The organism is Turicimonas sp. TL08 (assembly GCF_054660695.1).
The window spans coordinates 1-15,103 of sequence record NZ_BAAGDP010000035.1 but is presented as its reverse complement, the minus strand read 5'-3'; the positions used below and the strand labels follow the sequence as shown (position 1 = coordinate 15,103).

Sequence of the window (15,103 nt, the reverse complement as noted above, 5' to 3'; positions counted from 1 at the left end):
GACTCTACACTTCTGTCAGAGATTTATTTTCTTCTACTACAACAAGTTTGGAAAATTAAGAAACAAAGAAACTAGAGCTGACGGGGCCTTACAGGCCCTTCTTTAATTTGTAGGTGTAAAAGACGGGCGGCGACACAGGAATAACTAAATTGATCATTCGGCTGTTCCATCCGACATTTCAGCGGGAGAACAGCCTTTTCCTTACACTTTCTTCGACATCTATCGAACTGAAAACGTGTTGTGATAGGGACTGAACCTATTTAACAGGATCGCAGATGTGGAAAGTTTTTAGTTTTGCTCTGCGCTCCATCGCGTCCGGACATTTTTCCAGAACTTTGTTCCAGAAATTTGGGCTATGGTCCAAATAGTACAGATGGCAAAGCTCATGAATGATGACATATTCACACAGGTTTTCCTCGGTCAAAACCAATCTCCAGTTGAGATTGACATTGCCCAAGCATGAGCAGCTTCCCCATCTAGTCTCGGCCGAAGAAAGTTTGACCTTTTTAAGTCTTTCTTTGAAGTAAGGATCCTTTTCAGCAATTTTATGAATCAAGTCCGTTAAGTAAATACGTGCCCAATACCTCACAAACTCTAAAGCAGCCTTATAGAAAATCGCCTGATCTACCTCTTCCGTTGAAAAGAAATAAAAGGTGTTCGTCGACTCGTCAAAAGACTTCCTTACCTTCTTGGGAGAAATCTCAATTCTGACAGGGTCTTGGATGCCAACAACTTTGATGCACTTATTCTCCCAAGCAGAAAGCCACGGCTCACGAATTCTTTCATGCTTCTTATTGGGCGCTTTGTTGAGATTTTTTTCTATCCAAGCTAAGTGGGTCTCGATAACCTTTTCAATACACAGTATTGGCTCATAATGAGGAGCTCTAACCGTTAATACACCGTCAGAGATAACTAAGCCAATCGTCTTTCTTGTTGACCTTTTCAGAATATATTCAAGAGACTGTCCATTTAAAAGTATTGTCCTCTTATAGCCATTCTGAGCTTTCTTTTTGGGCTGGACTTTCCTTTTTGGGCCAGCTTTCGGTCTTCCCGATCCCGGAGTCAGAGGTTGGCCGCTCATCACTTTATAAAAATCCTCACGGAGGGCGTTCTCCTCCTCTTCAGTAAGAGCTTTCTTCCCGCCTTTATATTGATCGAATAAGTTCCAGGAATTCTTCTCTTCTCGAAGTTGAAGCCAGAGTTCAAGCAATTTTTTCGGATTGAGCAGATCTTTATTGATTAGATCTCTAATATCGAACATAGACTTCAGAATTAAGGTTTATCAATGACCTTCATTTGAGTTTCGATCCAGTTTTGAACTTCATCATTAAGTTGAGCAACGGTCTTTCCTTCAGGACGAATTTCAGGTCCGAAAATAACTTGGATATGACCCGGATAAATAATGAAGCTTCCCTTCGGCCAGCATCTGCCGGAATTCAAAGCAATAGGCACGACAGGAGTCCCGGTATCAATGGCGATTCTTGCACCGCCGGATTTGTATTTAACAGTCTGCCCCGGTTTTGTACGAGTCCCTTCGGGGAAAAGAACTATAGCCCAGCCTTTTTCAAAATACTTGGGGGCTTCTTCTTTAATATGCTCGAATGCAGCTTTCCCGTGACTGCGATCGATGCTAAGCATTCCTAAGGAGGCCAGACCCCAGCCGAAGACCGGAAGCTTATGAAGTTCTCTTTTGTAGACGAAACTGACTCTGCGGGGCACAAAACCAAAGAGAGCCAGAGTTTCCCAACCGGACTGGTGTTTGCTTAAGAGAACGACGGGTCCCATGTTTTTAATGGAATCCATATTCTCAAAACTGAACTTAACATTGCAGATGCCGCCCATGGCTTGAATAATCCATTTGCACCATCCCCTAACAATGTCGTAACACCTCTCCTTACTGGAAGAAAAAAGGGAGGCGGTAAGAAGAATGAATCCTGCAATCAAGATGCTGACTGCAAAGACGAACCAAAACAAAATAGAACGAACCAAAGCAGTCAGCTTCATGATCAACCTCTAAAAGAAATTAGGACGCCAAGCAGGAGAGCTTAGCGACTTGGTTCATTGAACGATGCAGCTCTTTGAGCAAAGCGAGACGATTGCGTCTTACAGCTTCATCATCCACATTGACCATTACCTTGTCGAAGAAGGCATCAACCGGAGCCTTGAGAGGAGCTAGAGCAAGGAGAATAGTCTCATATTCGCCTTTTTCAAACTTACCTTCAAGATCTTTATTGACTTCAACCAATGCCTTATAAAGGTCTTTTTCTTCTTGCGCTTCAAGAAGGTTTTCGTCAACACTCTCAGGAATGCTGTCTTTGCTCTTCTTCAAGATATTCTCAATTCTCTTGTTTGCTGCACTTAAGCTGGCTGCCTCTTCGAGTTTTCTAAAGGCTTGCAACGCTTTAAGGCGAGCAGAGATTTCACGAAGATACTTCGGTTCTACGGAAAGCACCGCCTCCACTTCAAGAGCTTGGGCACCTTCTTCTTTAAGCATGACTCTGAGTCGGTCATAGAAGAAGTCTTTGAGCTCGCGGGAAGCATCTTTAACGCCGTCAATCTTCTGCTCTTCAGCCACGGCAATAGCAATCAAATCATCCAAGCTTAGCGGAAGATCTTTTTCAATCAACATCCTCAAAACACCTAAAGCATGGCGCCTCAATGCAAACGGATCTTTATCTCCGGTTGGGATCTGACCGATACCGAACAGACCGGCTAATGTGTCAAGCTTGTCTGCCAATGCCACGGAAAGGCTTTCGGGAGTGCTCGGCAATTCACCGCCGGCATATCTCGGATAGTAGTGTTCCTTAATAGAAACGGCTACGATCGGATCTTCTTTGTCATGGAGAGCATAGTATTCGCCCATGATACCCTGGAGCTCTGGGAACTCACCGACCATCAAAGTACGCAAATCGGCCTTAGCCAATTTGGCGCCGCGTTTCGCAAGTTCGGGATTTGCGCCGAGCTTCTCAGCAACTTTTTCAGCGATGTTTTGAATTCTTTCGCTGCGCTGGAGCTGGTTACCGAGTTTGTTGTGATAAACAACATGTTCCAAGCCCGGAACCCTGGAATCCAAACGTTCGAGCTGATCCTGTTCAAAGAAGAACTTGGCATCGGCAAGTCTGGCTCTGACAACTCTTGCGTTACCGGACTGGATAGCAGCGCCGCCGTCTTTGGCATTGATCTGAGAAACTACTAAGAATTTATTGATAAGCTTGCCGTTCTGATCACGCAGGGCAAAATATTTCTGGTTTTGCTGCATTGTCAGAATCAAACATTCTTCCGGAACTTTCAAGAAATCTTCATCAAATGAAGAGACATAAACGACCGGCCATTCAGTTAAGGAAGCAACTTCATTGACCAAGTCTTCCGGCATGATGATTTGTGCATTCAGATTTGCCGCTTCGCTCTTTAAAGCAGCAACCATTTTGTCTTGACGCTTCTCAAAGGAAGGAATCACCTTGCCCTGTTCTTCAAGCTGGCTTTCATAGGTGTCCGCGGAGTTTATTGTCAACAAATCTTTGGTGTGGAAGCGATGGCCTGCCGTCTGGTTTCCTGCTTTCAAACCGAACAAAGAGACGTTCAATACTTTATCGCCATAAAGAGCAAGCAAATGTTTTACCGGACGAACAAATTCAACGGTTTCTCCATTAGCAAGCTGATAGCTCATCACCTTTGGAATCGGAAGATGAGTTACTGCATAGTCGAGAGCATTTTGGAGGCCTTTCTCCAAGCTCTCTCCTTTCTTAACGCCTTCATAGTAAAGCTGGTCTTGTTTGCCGTCATTGACAACCTTAAGTTCAGAGACGTCAGCTTGTACACCGAGAGCAGCTAATTTCTTGGTCAAAGCCGCGGTAGGCTTGCCGTCAGCACCGATACCAATCTTGCTTGGAACCAATCTCTGGCTGAAAGGTTTATCAGGAGAATCAGCCAAAACGTCAGTAATGTAAACGGCAATTCGACGCGGAGCGCCAAAGGCTTTCATCTTGGAGTCCGGCAGCAAAAAGTCTGCCTTCTTTAATTGAGTAAAGACTTCCTGAGCAAAAGCATCTGACAATTTTTTCAGAGCCTTCGGAGGGAGCTCCTCTGTTTGGATTTCTACTAATAAGGAGTTCATTTTTCTTTACCTCTTAGCCTTCTTTGGAACACATTGGGAAGCCCAAGCGTTCGCGGGAATCGTAATAACTTTGAGCCACAGAGCGGGAGATCTGACGGATTCTGCCGATATAGGCAGCACGTTCAGTAACGCTGATAGCGCCTCTGGCGTCTAAAAGATTAAAAGTGTGTCCGGCCTTTAAAACCATTTCATAAGCCGGCAAAGCTAAATTCAAGTCCATCAGGCGCTTGGCTTCGCTTTCGAAATAATCGAACTGCTTTAAGAGTTTTTCCGGATCGCTGGCTTCAAAGTTGTAATGACTTTGCTCAACTTCGTTCTGGTGGAATACATCACCATAGGTCAAGACATGTTCTTTTTCTCCGTCGGACCAACGGGTATAAACCAAATCAAATACGTTGTCGCAGTTTTGGAGATACATACTGAGTCTTTCCAAACCGTATGTAATTTCACCTGTAATCGGTTTGCAAGGAATACCTCCGACCTGTTGGAAATAGGTGAACTGAGTAACTTCCATGCCGTTCATCCAGACTTCCCAGCCTAAACCCCAAGCACCAAGAGTAGGATTTTCCCAGTTATCTTCTACGAAACGGATATCGTTGACTTCCGTGTCAATACCGAGTGCTCTGAGAGAGCCCAAGTATCTGTCAACGATGTCTGTTGGAGAAGGCTTTAAAACCACCTGGAACTGATGATGCTGATGAAGACGATTTGGATTTTCGCCGTAACGTGCATCTTTTGGTCTGCGGGATGGCTGGACGTAGGCGGCTCTCCACGGTTCCGGACCTAACGCTCTTAAAAATGTTGCGGTATGAGAGGTTCCGGCTCCGACCTCCATATCAATAGGCTGAAGCAAGGCGCAGCCCTGCTTGTTCCAATATTCCTGCAAGCGCAGGATGACTTCTTGAAAGGTAATCATAATCTTTTAGGTAAGGTGAACTCTGAATGAATTCATGACAATCTGACTATTTTAATGAAATAAAAGGATGATTAGCATCGGAGGGCAAGAAAATCCTCCTCCTTTTCCGCACGCATACTTCCGCTCAGTTATTTCCGTACCGAACTCATCGCTTTAACGAGACTTAACAATGCCAGATCGCCGTTTCGTCTTGTACCAACCATCAGGCTTCCCGGCGGTGTCTTCCCTAAGTCCACAGGAAAGGCGATAGTCGGACCGCCCCCGATTGCCCACCAATCTAAATATTCGGAGGAAAGAATATAGTCGGCATCATAATTAAATAACAAACTCTCAATAAAGTCGTTTGCCTTCTTTATGTTGCGATTTGCCAATTCCTTCTCTTTCGATTCAGGCATTGCCCAGGCGTCTTCCAGACGTTCCATCCCGTACCGATGAGATTCGGGTCGGCTACGATACTTCTCGACTAACTCACGGAAACTCTTAGGTTCAGAAGCACTTCCATAACGTTCCAGAAACTTAGTCATATCCCGTTTAATATCGCTTGAGCTGATCTCTTTATAGTCAAAAACAATTTGAGGCGTCTCAAGTTCAACTACAGAGATTCCAAGATCGGCCAGCCGGCTAAACAAGAATTTCAAGGCTGGAGACACTTGTGAGGCATTCCTTAGAAAGAGAAGCCTTGGACTCGAACGGATGAACGGTTTGGAACAGAAAGAGAAGTCAAAAGATTGTGGATCGGAGGAATCGTAGCCTGTCATCGACAAGAAAACTTCTTTAAGTAGTTCCGGATTTCGTGCCAAAACACCGGGAGCATCGAAGGAAGAGGACAAAGGTATGATTCCCGTTCGAGAGATTGAACCTCGTGTAGGTTTGAAACCATACACCCCGTTATACATTGCCGGAATCATGATGCTGCCCCGCGTCTCTGTCCCGAGCGCAGCGTCACAAAAACCTGCGCTGACTGCCACGGCTGAACCAACGCTGGAACCTCCGCAAGGAAAACGACCGCCGTAGGGATTTCTTCCGAATCCGCCCAGTTCCGAATACCCTCTTTTCAAAACCGATGAGGTAACGAAGCCTGCCAGCTCGGTCAGATGAGTTTTCCCAAAAATATCAATGCGTGAATTCTTTCTCAACTGTTCAATACAGAAAGCATCCGGCAGTCTGAGGTTCTTTAAAGCAAGAGATCCGGCAGAAGCCGGCCAATCTCGAACGCCAATGTTGTCTTTAACAAGAAGATGGACACCGCAATCTACTTTAGGATTTTTGTAAAAACGAACGGCATGCAAAACGCCATTAAAGGCCTGAATCCTTTTTACCATCTGAGCGGCTGAAAGGTCTCTGTTTAACGGATAAGATAAGTTTTCCATAGGTTTGAGTTTCTCGTATCAAATCTCTCCCATTATCTTCCTTTCTTCTTGTACATGCTTATTTTAACGAAAGGCCTCGAAACTCCGCAGGCCTCGGCGGATCGGACTCCGGATTCTAACGAACTTCTCACTCCATAAGGAGTTCTAAGCACCGTGGGTCTGTTCACAAAAACATCCTCACCGAGTCCGAGCACCTTTTTTTAGAACAGATCCGAGTGAGATCCAAGACGTACTCCATAGATCTGCTCTGGACGATTTTCGTAAATAAAAAGAAAGTCTGGTTCAAGATGCAACTCTCGACATCCGATCCAATTTCCAATAAGGAGATGATCCCTACCAGAGGCAGGAAGCGGCTGCTCAGACATCAACAATCGAACCATATCCTTGAAAAGTGTCAAATTCTTGTGCTTTTTTCGCAAGTTTGATGTCCTTTTTCAACCTAGAGGATGCGACAAACTCCTTTATGAGTTAAATATCCATCTCTCTAAAAAAATCCTCTGGATTTTTGTACTTGCTTCCGCGTCCGGTTTCTACTTCCTTAATAGCAGCTACGGTCTCTTTGTTAGGAATATGTGCCCTGAACGGCATTCCTTGTTCTGCAACTGCTTGGGTCAAAAATGTTCTGACAGCCTCGGAAAGACTCATGCCCATCTTTTCAAAAAGGACGGAAGCTTGTTCTTTCAAGTCTTGCGTCAAACGAATCTGAATCTGGGTGTCTGTAACTCTATTCATAGTTCCTATGTACTTAATTTGTCATGACATTGTAATTATGTATTGAAAATACATGAACAAGATATAAGAAATCTGGAATAAGGTTATAGCAATAACTTAGGATAATTTTCTTCATTGATTGCGTGCCTAGTATTTTCTCTTGCTTGTATTCAAAAAAAAACAGCGGTATAAATTGAAATCTGCAAAGCCTTAATTTTTTACTCTTAGCTAACGACTTTTTAATTTATTTTCAAATTTTTTTGGTTCATCAAGCCCAATCTCTCCCCATAATATGAGTAACTTAGTTTGCAGAAAAAGAGAGATTTTGTGAAAACAAAAATTTTAACTTGCCTCCTCAGCTTAGGATTAGCAACCGCACTTCCTACAGCCTCCTGGGCAGATTCTTCGGCCAAAGAAACCGTTACCGTGGACATTCAGGTTCCTGCAGCATTGCGCGGATTCGTTCCCTTACATAACCCGGTTGCAATGCCGAAGGTAAGACTTTTTACTAAAGACGGAGAAGAGGTCGACTTAAATAAATATCAAGGCAAAGTTCTGATCCTGAATCTTTGGGCATCATGGTGTATGCCGTGCATTCAAGAAATCCCGGCATTAGCCAAGATGCAAAAGAAACTTGAAGGATCCAATGTAATGATCATGGGCGTTAACCTTGAACAGACGACCAATCAAGTTCTGAAATTCCTTGAGAAGAAGAAGTATGAAGGATTTCAAACTTGGCTGGACCCCACAGTGTCGGTCCCTTCCGCTCTGCCTATCAGCGGTATTCCCACAAATCTGATCCTCAATGGAAACGGAGAAATCATCGCAATGGTTGCCGGTTATGCCCAGTGGGATGCCCCCGAAGTTGCAAAGTTTCTCAAAGAACTAGAGAAAAAGTACGCCAAACCTTCTTCTAGTGCTGAGAAGAAGCTTTAGGCTTGCGGCGCCAAGACAGTCCGATTCCTGCTGCCAATGACAAAAGCATAACCAGAACCGAGGGCAGATCGCCTAAGCTCGCATAAGGCGTTGGCTTCCCGATTGCCACTGTGACGGCCACGTCAAGCTTTCCGGGAACCATGAACGGTAGCCGAGCAATGATCTGCCCCTTTTCATTAATAGCTGCCGTAGCTCCCGTATTAGTAGCACGCACAATCGGACGGGCAAACTCTTTTGCTCTCATTCGAGAAATACTCAAATGCTGAGGCAAAGCTGCCGAATCACCGAACCAACCGAGGTTAGATAGATTAATCAAGATACCCGGGGCCTCGCCTTTGTTCCACCATTGTCTGATAGTTTCGCTGAATAAATCTTCATAACACAGGGTTGGCGCCACTCTGACCTGCTCTACAACGGTAAAAGGTTCTTGAGAAACATTTCCTTCCTTAAGGTTGGCCATTGGAATACCCAGCATATCGATGAACCAACGAAAACCGAAAGGCACGTACTCTCCGAACGGAACTAAGTGTTTTTTAAAATAGAAGCCGAACTTACTGCCTTTTTCAATCAAAATTGCAGTGTTGGCATAACCGCCTTCCGGGGATCGGATAAATGCGCCCAATATCAAAGGATTGCCTTTTTCTTCCGTTACTTTTGTCAGCTCTTTAAGCATTTTTGTCGGCAGCTTGTCAAAAGGAATCGGGAAAATAGTCTCAGGCAGAACAATCACTGCATCCTTTTTAAGACCAGGAGCACTCATCTCTTCCGTATATCTTGCAAAAGACTGTTCCGTCCCCATCGGAGAAAATTTTTCGTTCTGCGCAATCCCGCCTTGAATCAAACGGAAATTGACAGTTTCTCCCGGCTCGCTCCAAGTCTTTTCTTTCAAAACAAAAGCCGAGCCGAGAAGAGCAAGGAAAGCGACAGCAACCAAATTAGCCGTCCAGATATCCCGCCTTTTCATAGAAAGAACGAAAAGACAGATAAGCCCTGCTGTCAGTGCTGCAAGATAATTAATGCCGGTTGCGCCAATGACGGGAGCAAAAACGCTCAGAGGTCCTTCGATGTGAGCGTAGGCACCGGCTGCCCAAGGAAAACCGGAAAGAACCCATGTGCGAAGCCACTCTGTTAAAGCCCAAGCTGCGGGCGTAATCAACAGGAAGAAAACCCAGTTTTTTCTGCTGCGATCCCTTAAGCCAAGACCTGAAAGCAACCCGGCAACGGCAGGAAAAATTGCCAGCAAAGAAGCAAAAGCCACAACCGCGATTCCAGCAACCCATGCAGGCTGGTAACCATAGTCATGAATAGAAAAATAGATCCAGTAAACGGAAGAACTAAACCAGCCTAATCCAAATAAAAATCCCAGAAAGGTGCTCCGAGCAACTGAGGAGGAATACAAAAAAAGAAAAAAGATTCCGGCCAAGCTCAAAAGTTGAATTAAAGCCCAGTGCGGTGCAATGGAAAAACCTTGAGCTCCCCCTAAGACGAGTGCAAATCCGCAGATTTCAAAGAAATTAATCTTTCGAGTCATTTTGTTCGTCGGTTTTTTCCGGAACTGACTCCGGTTTCGGCTCCTCAACCTTTTCGACTAAAAGCATCTGAACTTTTCGGGCCACCGCTTTCGTAACTTTGAAACGATATCCTCCGATAATCACTACTTCTCCTACATGCGGAACGTGTTCAAGCTCATCAGAAATTAAGCCTCCGACAGTTTCATAGTGATCATCAGAGAAGTGTGTCTCGAAATGTCTGTTGAACTCTTCAATATGAGTAGAAGCTTTGACGCGCCACTTCCCCGGAGAAATTTGAATAATGTCGTTGGCAGTTTGATCAACATCAAACTCGTCGTCAATTTCTCCGACAATTTCTTCGAGTACGTCTTCAATCGTTATGAGACCGGAAACTGATCCGAACTCGTCCACGACCAAAGCTAAATGGTTTCTTTTCAGCCGAAATTCTTTAAGAAGGATGTCAACCGGCTTGCTCTCAGGAATAAAAACCGGAGTCCGAAGATGCTCGGAAACCTTGTAATTGGGATCTACGAAAAGTTTCAGAAGATCTTTCGCAAGCAGAATCCCGACCACGTTGTCTCTATCTCCGTCAACGACAGGAAAACGAGAGTGACCGGCTGCGATGACCTGCTTAATCCAGTTCATCGGGTCATCGGAAATGTCGATAACCTGCATCTCGGTACGGGGGACCATGAGATCGTCAGCTCTCAGATCGGCTACCTCCAGCACCCCTTCGATCATATGGAAAGCGTCATCGGTTAAGATTTTCTTTCCGTGAGCGTCTTGGAGTTTTTCAATAAATTCTTCTTTGGTCTCAGGATGTTCGTGAAATAGTTTTTCAGAAAGCTTCTCAAAAAAAGAACGGGGTTTTTGAACAGGTGCCGGGTTGTCTGACATATTTTTTAACTTTTGAACACAATAGCTCGATGATATAGGAAATCCTATTGTTTTTTCACAGCAAAAACTATACGTAGTTCCTATCGGGATATGGAGGTTTGAAACCCAAATCCATCACGATTTCGGTTTCTTTGCGCTCCATCACTTCCGCCTCTTCGTCATTCATATGATCGTAGCCCAAGGCATGAAGAGCTCCGTGAACGAGCAAATGTGCTAAATGCTCCTCCAATGATTTGTTCTGGTCCAAGGCTTCTTTTCTAAGGACAGGAACACAAACAACCAGGTCAGCTTCCACGACAGGTTCTCTAACATAATCAAAAGTCAGAATGTTGGTTGCGTAATCTTTTTTACGGTAGCTGTTATTGAGTTCTCTGCCCTCTTCTTCATCAACGAATCGAACCGTCACCATGGAATCCGAAGCCAAAGCTTTCTTCAGCCATCTCACCATTTTCGAGCGAGACGGCAAATCTTCAAATTTTGAAAGCTGTTGAAAAGAAAAATTAAAAACGGGAGATTTAGTCTCTTTTTTCACCATTTTTTTGTGCTCTGTCATATGCCTCTACAATCCTTGCAACCAAAGGATGACGTACTACGTCAGCCGCCGTAAAGTAGGTGATGGAAATGCCGCGGACATCTCTCAAGATATTTGCCGCATCCATCAATCCGCTTCTCTGGCCTCTCGGCAAGTCAATCTGAGAGGAGTCGCCGGTAATTACCGCCCGGGATCCGAAGCCGATTCTCGTCAGAAACATCTTCATCTGTTCCGGAGTTGTGTTTTGAGCTTCATCCAGAATTACAAATGAGGAATTGAGAGTTCTCCCTCTCATGTAGGCCAAAGGAGCAATTTCAATATTTTGTCGTTCAAGCAAGCGCTGAGTCTTTTCAGTTCCCAATAAATCAAAGAGAGCGTCGTACAAAGGACGAAGATAAGGGTCGACCTTTTGAGAGAGATCGCCCGGAAGGAAACCGAGTTTTTCACCGGCTTCGACGGCCGGACGAGTCAGCACGATTCTTTCAACTTCTCCCTTTTCAAACGCATCGACGGCAGCCGCGACAGCGAGATAGGTCTTGCCGGTTCCTGCCGGCCCGATACCGAAAGAAATATCATGACTCATGATATTTCTGATGTAGGCCCTTTGCATCGGCGTGCGCCCCGTCAAACCCTTGCGTCTTGTGCGCAGCTCAGGAGTCGGTTCTTCCGTAATCTCCTCTTCGAGACTTGTCTTGGATCCGACAAAGTAAAGCTGAATATCTTCGGTACCTAAGTCTCCGGCTTTATTCTGAGCCGCTTTTGCTAAATCGGAAATAGCCTGCACCCCTTTTCTTGCAGCTTCCAACGGACCCGCCACGGTAAAGACCGAACCGCGCCGAGAAATATCGACATTAAGGAAAGTTTCAATCTGGGCAATATTAGTGTCCATCGGACCGACCAAACTAGCCAGATCGCTATTGTTAATGTCTAAAGAAACAGAAAGCTTTTTCAAATCTTCTTTTGATTTGGTTTCTGCTTTGCTTTTATTCATGAATCTTCCCACCTAATGTATGCGGATATACATCAGTTATTTTGAGACTTATCATTTTACCGATTAAGCTCTCGTCCCCATTAAAGGTAACGATTCTATTGTTATCGGTTCGCGCACTAAGCATATTTTCTCCTCGCTTGGCCTTACCAACCACCAGCACTCTCTGAATGCTGCCCACCATAGATTGGGAAATTTCTTGAGCGTGTTTGGTATTCAATGCCTGAAGGCTCTGCAACCTCTCAAGTTTCACTTCCTGCGGAGTGTCATCGGGCATCTCTGCAGCCGGAGTACCCGGGCGCGGAGAATAGACGAAGGAGAAACTGGCATCGAACTTCACGTCCTCAATCAGTTTCATTGTTTTTTCGAAATCTTCCGCAGTTTCGTTCGGGAAACCTACGATGAAGTCTGTAGCAATACAGATATCCGGACGAATCTGGCGGAGTTTTCTGACGATAGATTTGTACTCGAGAACGGTATAGCCGCGCTTCATACCTGCCAGAACTCTGTCGCTTCCTGCCTGAACCGGCAAGTGAACGTGATTGGCAAGTTTAGGAATCTTTCCATAGGCTTCGATCAGTCTCTTAGAGAATTCTTTCGGGTGAGAAGTTGTATAACGGATACGTTCGATCCCTTCAATTTCAGCGACATATTCGAGAAGAAGAGCAAAATCCACAATTTCACCGTCAGGATCTTCTCCGCGGTAGGCATTAACATTCTGACCGAGAAGAGTTACTTCTTTAACGCCTTGTTCAGCAAGCTGAATAATTTCAAGCAGAACATCTTGCAGCGGACGGGAGAATTCTTCTCCGCGTGTGTAGGGCACAACACAGTAAGAACAGTATTTGCTGCAGCCTTCCATAATGGAAACGAATGCCGTTGCCGCATCGGCGTGCGGTTTAGGCAGATGGTCAAACTTCTCAATCTCTGGGAAGCTGATATCTACCTGAGGACGGTTAGTTTCCTGGCGTTTTTTGAGCAACTCCGGAAGTCTGTGATAGGTCTGCGGCCCGAATACGATATCAACGTACGGGGCTCTGCGAATAATATTTTTGCCCTCTTGACTGGCAACACAACCCCCGACAGCAATTTTCAGCTCGGGTTTTTCTTTTTTCAGTTCTCTTGCTCGGCCTAAATCGGAGAAAACCTTCTCCTGAGCTTTTTCTCGGATGGAGCAAGTGTTGAATACGATTAAATCGGCCTCTTCGATGTTATCGGTTGGCTGATAGCCGGCGTTGGAGACAGCAATGTCAGAGATTTTGCCGGAATCATATTCATTCATCTGGCAACCGAAAGTCTTAATAAAAATTTTCTTCGCGTTCACGGTTTATATCCGGTGGCTAATAAGAGACGTCAAAAAAGCAGGACGTCGATTCTGCTAAAAAGGTGCTACATATAAAGGGGCTTTAACTTGGAAAATCTCCTCAGGATTTTCTAAATTTCTTGCCGTTAAAGCACCGCCCCAAAGACAACCAGTATCTAAGGGATAAATGTTGGGCCATTCTATCAAGCCTAAAGTTGACCAATGGCCGAAGGTCACTTTGTCCGCCGCTGTTTTTCTATCGAGATACTTGAACCAAGGGATCAGTTCCGATGACGTTTCTGCCGGAGAAAGCTTAGCGTCATAATCCATCTCGCCGTTTGCGGTAAGGAAACGAGTACGGGTAAGAACATTAATAATCGCCCGTAATCTTTTGAATCCTTCAAGCTCTTTACTCCATTGAGTCTTGCCGAAGAGCTCTCCCATATTTTCCTGCCAATTATCCGAACGCAGATAATCTTCCACTTCATGAGCCAATTTTAGTGTCTTCTTCTTGTTCCATTTCCAATGACAGGCAGCATGGACACAAAGCACATTTTCTACATCCAGAGCCATCGGCCAAGTCCTGATCCAGTCCATTAATTCTTTTGCATCCGGAGCATCGAAAATTTCCTTAATGGTATCTTTTCGGTGAAGCTCTCTTTTACCGGCATAAACGGCCAGCATATGCAGCTCGTGATTGCCTAGAATGCTGACCGCATGTTCTCCCAGTCCCTGAATGATTCTCACGGTTTCTAACGACTGGGGACCGCGGTTGACTACGTCACCTATAAAAACAATATTGCTGTCCGAGGGAAGTTTGGCAAGAAGCTCCTTCAGACTTTGTGCGCAGCCATGCACATCGCCGATAGCGTAGGTACTCATAAATGTCTTACGATTATTCCTCAAAATAATTCGGAGCCGTAAGGTGCAGAATTCCGACCTTTTCGGCTCCTAAAATAGCTTTTTTCAAGCTAACTATGCTATCAAAAAATTATTTCTGTTTTGTTTCAAAGAACTAGCCGTTTCAAATACCTACAGTTTTACGTTATTTTGCCGCACTCTTCTTGGTTTTTACTTTAGAAGGCATCAAGGAAGTCACCATAAAATTCCATACCTCTCTTTTCATTTTGGGAGAAACAAGATCGACTCCGAATTTGTGGGCGTAAAAAAATCCTTCCAATGCCATAATTCCAATAAGAAGCGCAGTTTGTTTTTCCTTAGGCGCTTGCTCAATTCTCTCAAAAAGTTTTTGGTACCACTCTTTGACGGGCCTCATCAGCTCTTCATCTTTACAATATTCAGACAACAGAGAAGTACCGACGGCTGCCCAACCGTGATTGTCTAAATCGAAGCTTCTGAACCATTGGATATAACCGGAAAGCAAAGTATCAGAAGGCTCACCTTCAAACAGTTCTTCATGTTTATTGAGCTGCTCATCAAGGTGATGGACGTAATTCTCTAAAAGAGCCGTCTGAAGTTCTCTTTTACTTTTGAAGTGGTAAGTGCATGCGCCTTTGCTGAGCCCGGCCTTCCTGGCCACGTTATCCATGGTCAGTGCACTAATTCCTTCGGAAGCTACAAGAGCATTTGCCGCTTCGATAATAGATTGTCTGGTCCTCAGAGCCTTATCACTTGCCATTTTGAATTTCCTTCAAAGTTGTTCACGGTCTCCCACAGGAAGATACTTTATCTCATGGGTTGACATCCTCCTCTTCGTGAACGAAGAGGATTCCCTACCACCACTACAACAGCCGTAGCCTATTGTTGTAGAAGGTCTCGTTGGGTTCCTGCTGACAACGGCCTTACTGCACCGTTCATTTCACAG

At 44.8% G+C, this 15,103-nt stretch carries 15 protein-coding genes; 1 reads left to right on the top strand and 14 read right to left on the bottom strand.

The features are described from left to right. Positions 1-256: 256 nt before the first annotated feature. From ACYQ4O_RS12215 to ACYQ4O_RS12185, 7 genes are all read right to left on the bottom strand, one after another. The gene (locus ACYQ4O_RS12215; protein ID WP_460175794.1) at positions 257-1,261 is read right to left on the bottom strand and encodes a M48 family metallopeptidase; all 1,005 of its coding nucleotides are present in this window, start codon (positions 1,259-1,261) and stop codon (positions 257-259) included. Positions 1,262-1,272: 11 nt separating this feature from the next. Further along, positions 1,273-2,004: a lysophospholipid acyltransferase family protein gene (locus ACYQ4O_RS12210; protein ID WP_308513639.1), complete on the bottom strand. Its 732-nt coding sequence runs from the start codon at positions 2,002-2,004 to the stop codon at positions 1,273-1,275. Positions 2,005-2,023: 19 nt separating this feature from the next. Next, positions 2,024-4,114 carry a glycine--tRNA ligase subunit beta gene (gene glyS, locus ACYQ4O_RS12205; protein ID WP_460175793.1) on the bottom strand — a complete coding sequence of 697 codons (2,091 nt, stop codon included), beginning with the start codon at positions 4,112-4,114 and terminating at the stop codon, positions 2,024-2,026. Positions 4,115-4,127: 13 nt separating this feature from the next. Then, positions 4,128-5,030, bottom strand: a complete 903-nt coding sequence (gene glyQ / locus ACYQ4O_RS12200) for a glycine--tRNA ligase subunit alpha (RefSeq protein ID WP_066594076.1) — start codon at positions 5,028-5,030, stop codon at positions 4,128-4,130. A gap of 128 nt (positions 5,031-5,158) precedes the next feature. Then, positions 5,159-6,400 (bottom strand): amidase family protein, encoded by a 1,242-nt coding sequence (locus ACYQ4O_RS12195; protein ID WP_460175792.1) that lies wholly within the window; start codon positions 6,398-6,400, stop codon positions 5,159-5,161. A 200-nt stretch (positions 6,401-6,600) separates the two neighbouring features. Next, a complete protein-coding gene (locus tag ACYQ4O_RS12190; RefSeq protein ID WP_460175791.1) occupies positions 6,601-6,819 on the bottom strand; it encodes a type II toxin-antitoxin system YafQ family toxin in 219 nt (72 codons plus the stop codon). A 49-nt stretch (positions 6,820-6,868) separates the two neighbouring features. Continuing rightward, entirely contained in the window at positions 6,869-7,132 is a 264-nt protein-coding gene (locus ACYQ4O_RS12185) for a type II toxin-antitoxin system RelB/DinJ family antitoxin (RefSeq protein WP_460175790.1), read from the bottom strand. A 306-nt stretch (positions 7,133-7,438) separates the two neighbouring features. Between ACYQ4O_RS12185 and ACYQ4O_RS12180 the strand changes: the two genes are divergently transcribed. Further along, positions 7,439-8,047 carry a TlpA family protein disulfide reductase gene (locus tag ACYQ4O_RS12180; RefSeq protein ID WP_460175789.1) on the top strand — a complete coding sequence of 203 codons (609 nt, stop codon included), beginning with the start codon at positions 7,439-7,441 and terminating at the stop codon, positions 8,045-8,047. Here ACYQ4O_RS12180 and lnt read toward each other — a convergent pair. The 7 genes from lnt to ACYQ4O_RS12145 form a co-directional block, all read right to left on the bottom strand. Continuing rightward, a complete protein-coding gene (gene lnt / locus ACYQ4O_RS12175) occupies positions 8,025-9,578 on the bottom strand; it encodes an apolipoprotein N-acyltransferase (RefSeq protein WP_460175788.1) in 1,554 nt (517 codons plus the stop codon). The genes ACYQ4O_RS12180 and lnt overlap by 23 nt on opposite strands. Beyond that, positions 9,562-10,455: an HlyC/CorC family transporter gene (locus tag ACYQ4O_RS12170; RefSeq protein ID WP_460175787.1), complete on the bottom strand. Its 894-nt coding sequence runs from the start codon at positions 10,453-10,455 to the stop codon at positions 9,562-9,564. Before ACYQ4O_RS12170 ends, lnt begins: the two co-directional genes overlap by 17 nt. Before the next feature lie 67 nt (positions 10,456-10,522). Next, complete coding sequence (ybeY, locus tag ACYQ4O_RS12165) at positions 10,523-10,990, bottom strand: rRNA maturation RNase YbeY (protein ID WP_460175786.1); 468 nt, start codon at positions 10,988-10,990, stop codon at positions 10,523-10,525. Then, positions 10,971-11,978: a PhoH family protein gene (locus ACYQ4O_RS12160; protein WP_066594082.1), complete on the bottom strand. Its 1,008-nt coding sequence runs from the start codon at positions 11,976-11,978 to the stop codon at positions 10,971-10,973. Before ACYQ4O_RS12160 ends, ybeY begins: the two co-directional genes overlap by 20 nt. After that, entirely contained in the window at positions 11,971-13,299 is a 1,329-nt protein-coding gene (miaB, locus tag ACYQ4O_RS12155; RefSeq protein WP_460175785.1) for a tRNA (N6-isopentenyl adenosine(37)-C2)-methylthiotransferase MiaB, read from the bottom strand. The genes ACYQ4O_RS12160 and miaB overlap by 8 nt, the downstream gene beginning before the upstream one ends. 54 nt (positions 13,300-13,353) lie before the next feature. Continuing rightward, a complete protein-coding gene (locus ACYQ4O_RS12150; RefSeq protein ID WP_460175784.1) occupies positions 13,354-14,160 on the bottom strand; it encodes a symmetrical bis(5'-nucleosyl)-tetraphosphatase in 807 nt (268 codons plus the stop codon). Between the two features lie 163 nt (positions 14,161-14,323). Then, positions 14,324-14,917, bottom strand: a complete 594-nt coding sequence (locus ACYQ4O_RS12145) for a TetR/AcrR family transcriptional regulator (protein WP_460175783.1) — start codon at positions 14,915-14,917, stop codon at positions 14,324-14,326. Positions 14,918-15,103: the final 186 nt, after the last annotated feature.

Excerpts from the sequence above, each read along its gene's own strand:
- ACYQ4O_RS12215 (WP_460175794.1), bottom strand. The coding sequence starts at position 1,261 with ATGTTCGATATTAGAGATCTAATCAATAAAGATCTGCTCAATCCGAAA.
- ACYQ4O_RS12210 (WP_308513639.1), bottom strand. The coding sequence starts at position 2,004 with ATGAAGCTGACTGCTTTGGTTCGTTCTATTTTGTTTTGGTTCGTCTTT.
- glyS (WP_460175793.1), bottom strand. The coding sequence starts at position 4,114 with ATGAACTCCTTATTAGTAGAAATCCAAACAGAGGAGCTCCCTCCGAAG.
- glyQ (WP_066594076.1), bottom strand. The coding sequence starts at position 5,030 with ATGATTACCTTTCAAGAAGTCATCCTGCGCTTGCAGGAATATTGGAAC.
- ACYQ4O_RS12195 (WP_460175792.1), bottom strand. The coding sequence starts at position 6,400 with ATGGAAAACTTATCTTATCCGTTAAACAGAGACCTTTCAGCCGCTCAG.
- ACYQ4O_RS12185 (WP_460175790.1), bottom strand. The coding sequence starts at position 7,132 with ATGAATAGAGTTACAGACACCCAGATTCAGATTCGTTTGACGCAAGAC.
- lnt (WP_460175788.1), bottom strand. The coding sequence starts at position 9,578 with ATGACTCGAAAGATTAATTTCTTTGAAATCTGCGGATTTGCACTCGTC.
- ACYQ4O_RS12170 (WP_460175787.1), bottom strand. The coding sequence starts at position 10,455 with ATGTCAGACAACCCGGCACCTGTTCAAAAACCCCGTTCTTTTTTTGAG.
- ybeY (WP_460175786.1), bottom strand. The coding sequence starts at position 10,990 with ATGGTGAAAAAAGAGACTAAATCTCCCGTTTTTAATTTTTCTTTTCAA.
- ACYQ4O_RS12160 (WP_066594082.1), bottom strand. The coding sequence starts at position 11,978 with ATGAATAAAAGCAAAGCAGAAACCAAATCAAAAGAAGATTTGAAAAAG.
- ACYQ4O_RS12150 (WP_460175784.1), bottom strand. The coding sequence starts at position 14,160 with ATGAGTACCTACGCTATCGGCGATGTGCATGGCTGCGCACAAAGTCTG.
- ACYQ4O_RS12145 (WP_460175783.1), bottom strand. The coding sequence starts at position 14,917 with ATGGCAAGTGATAAGGCTCTGAGGACCAGACAATCTATTATCGAAGCG.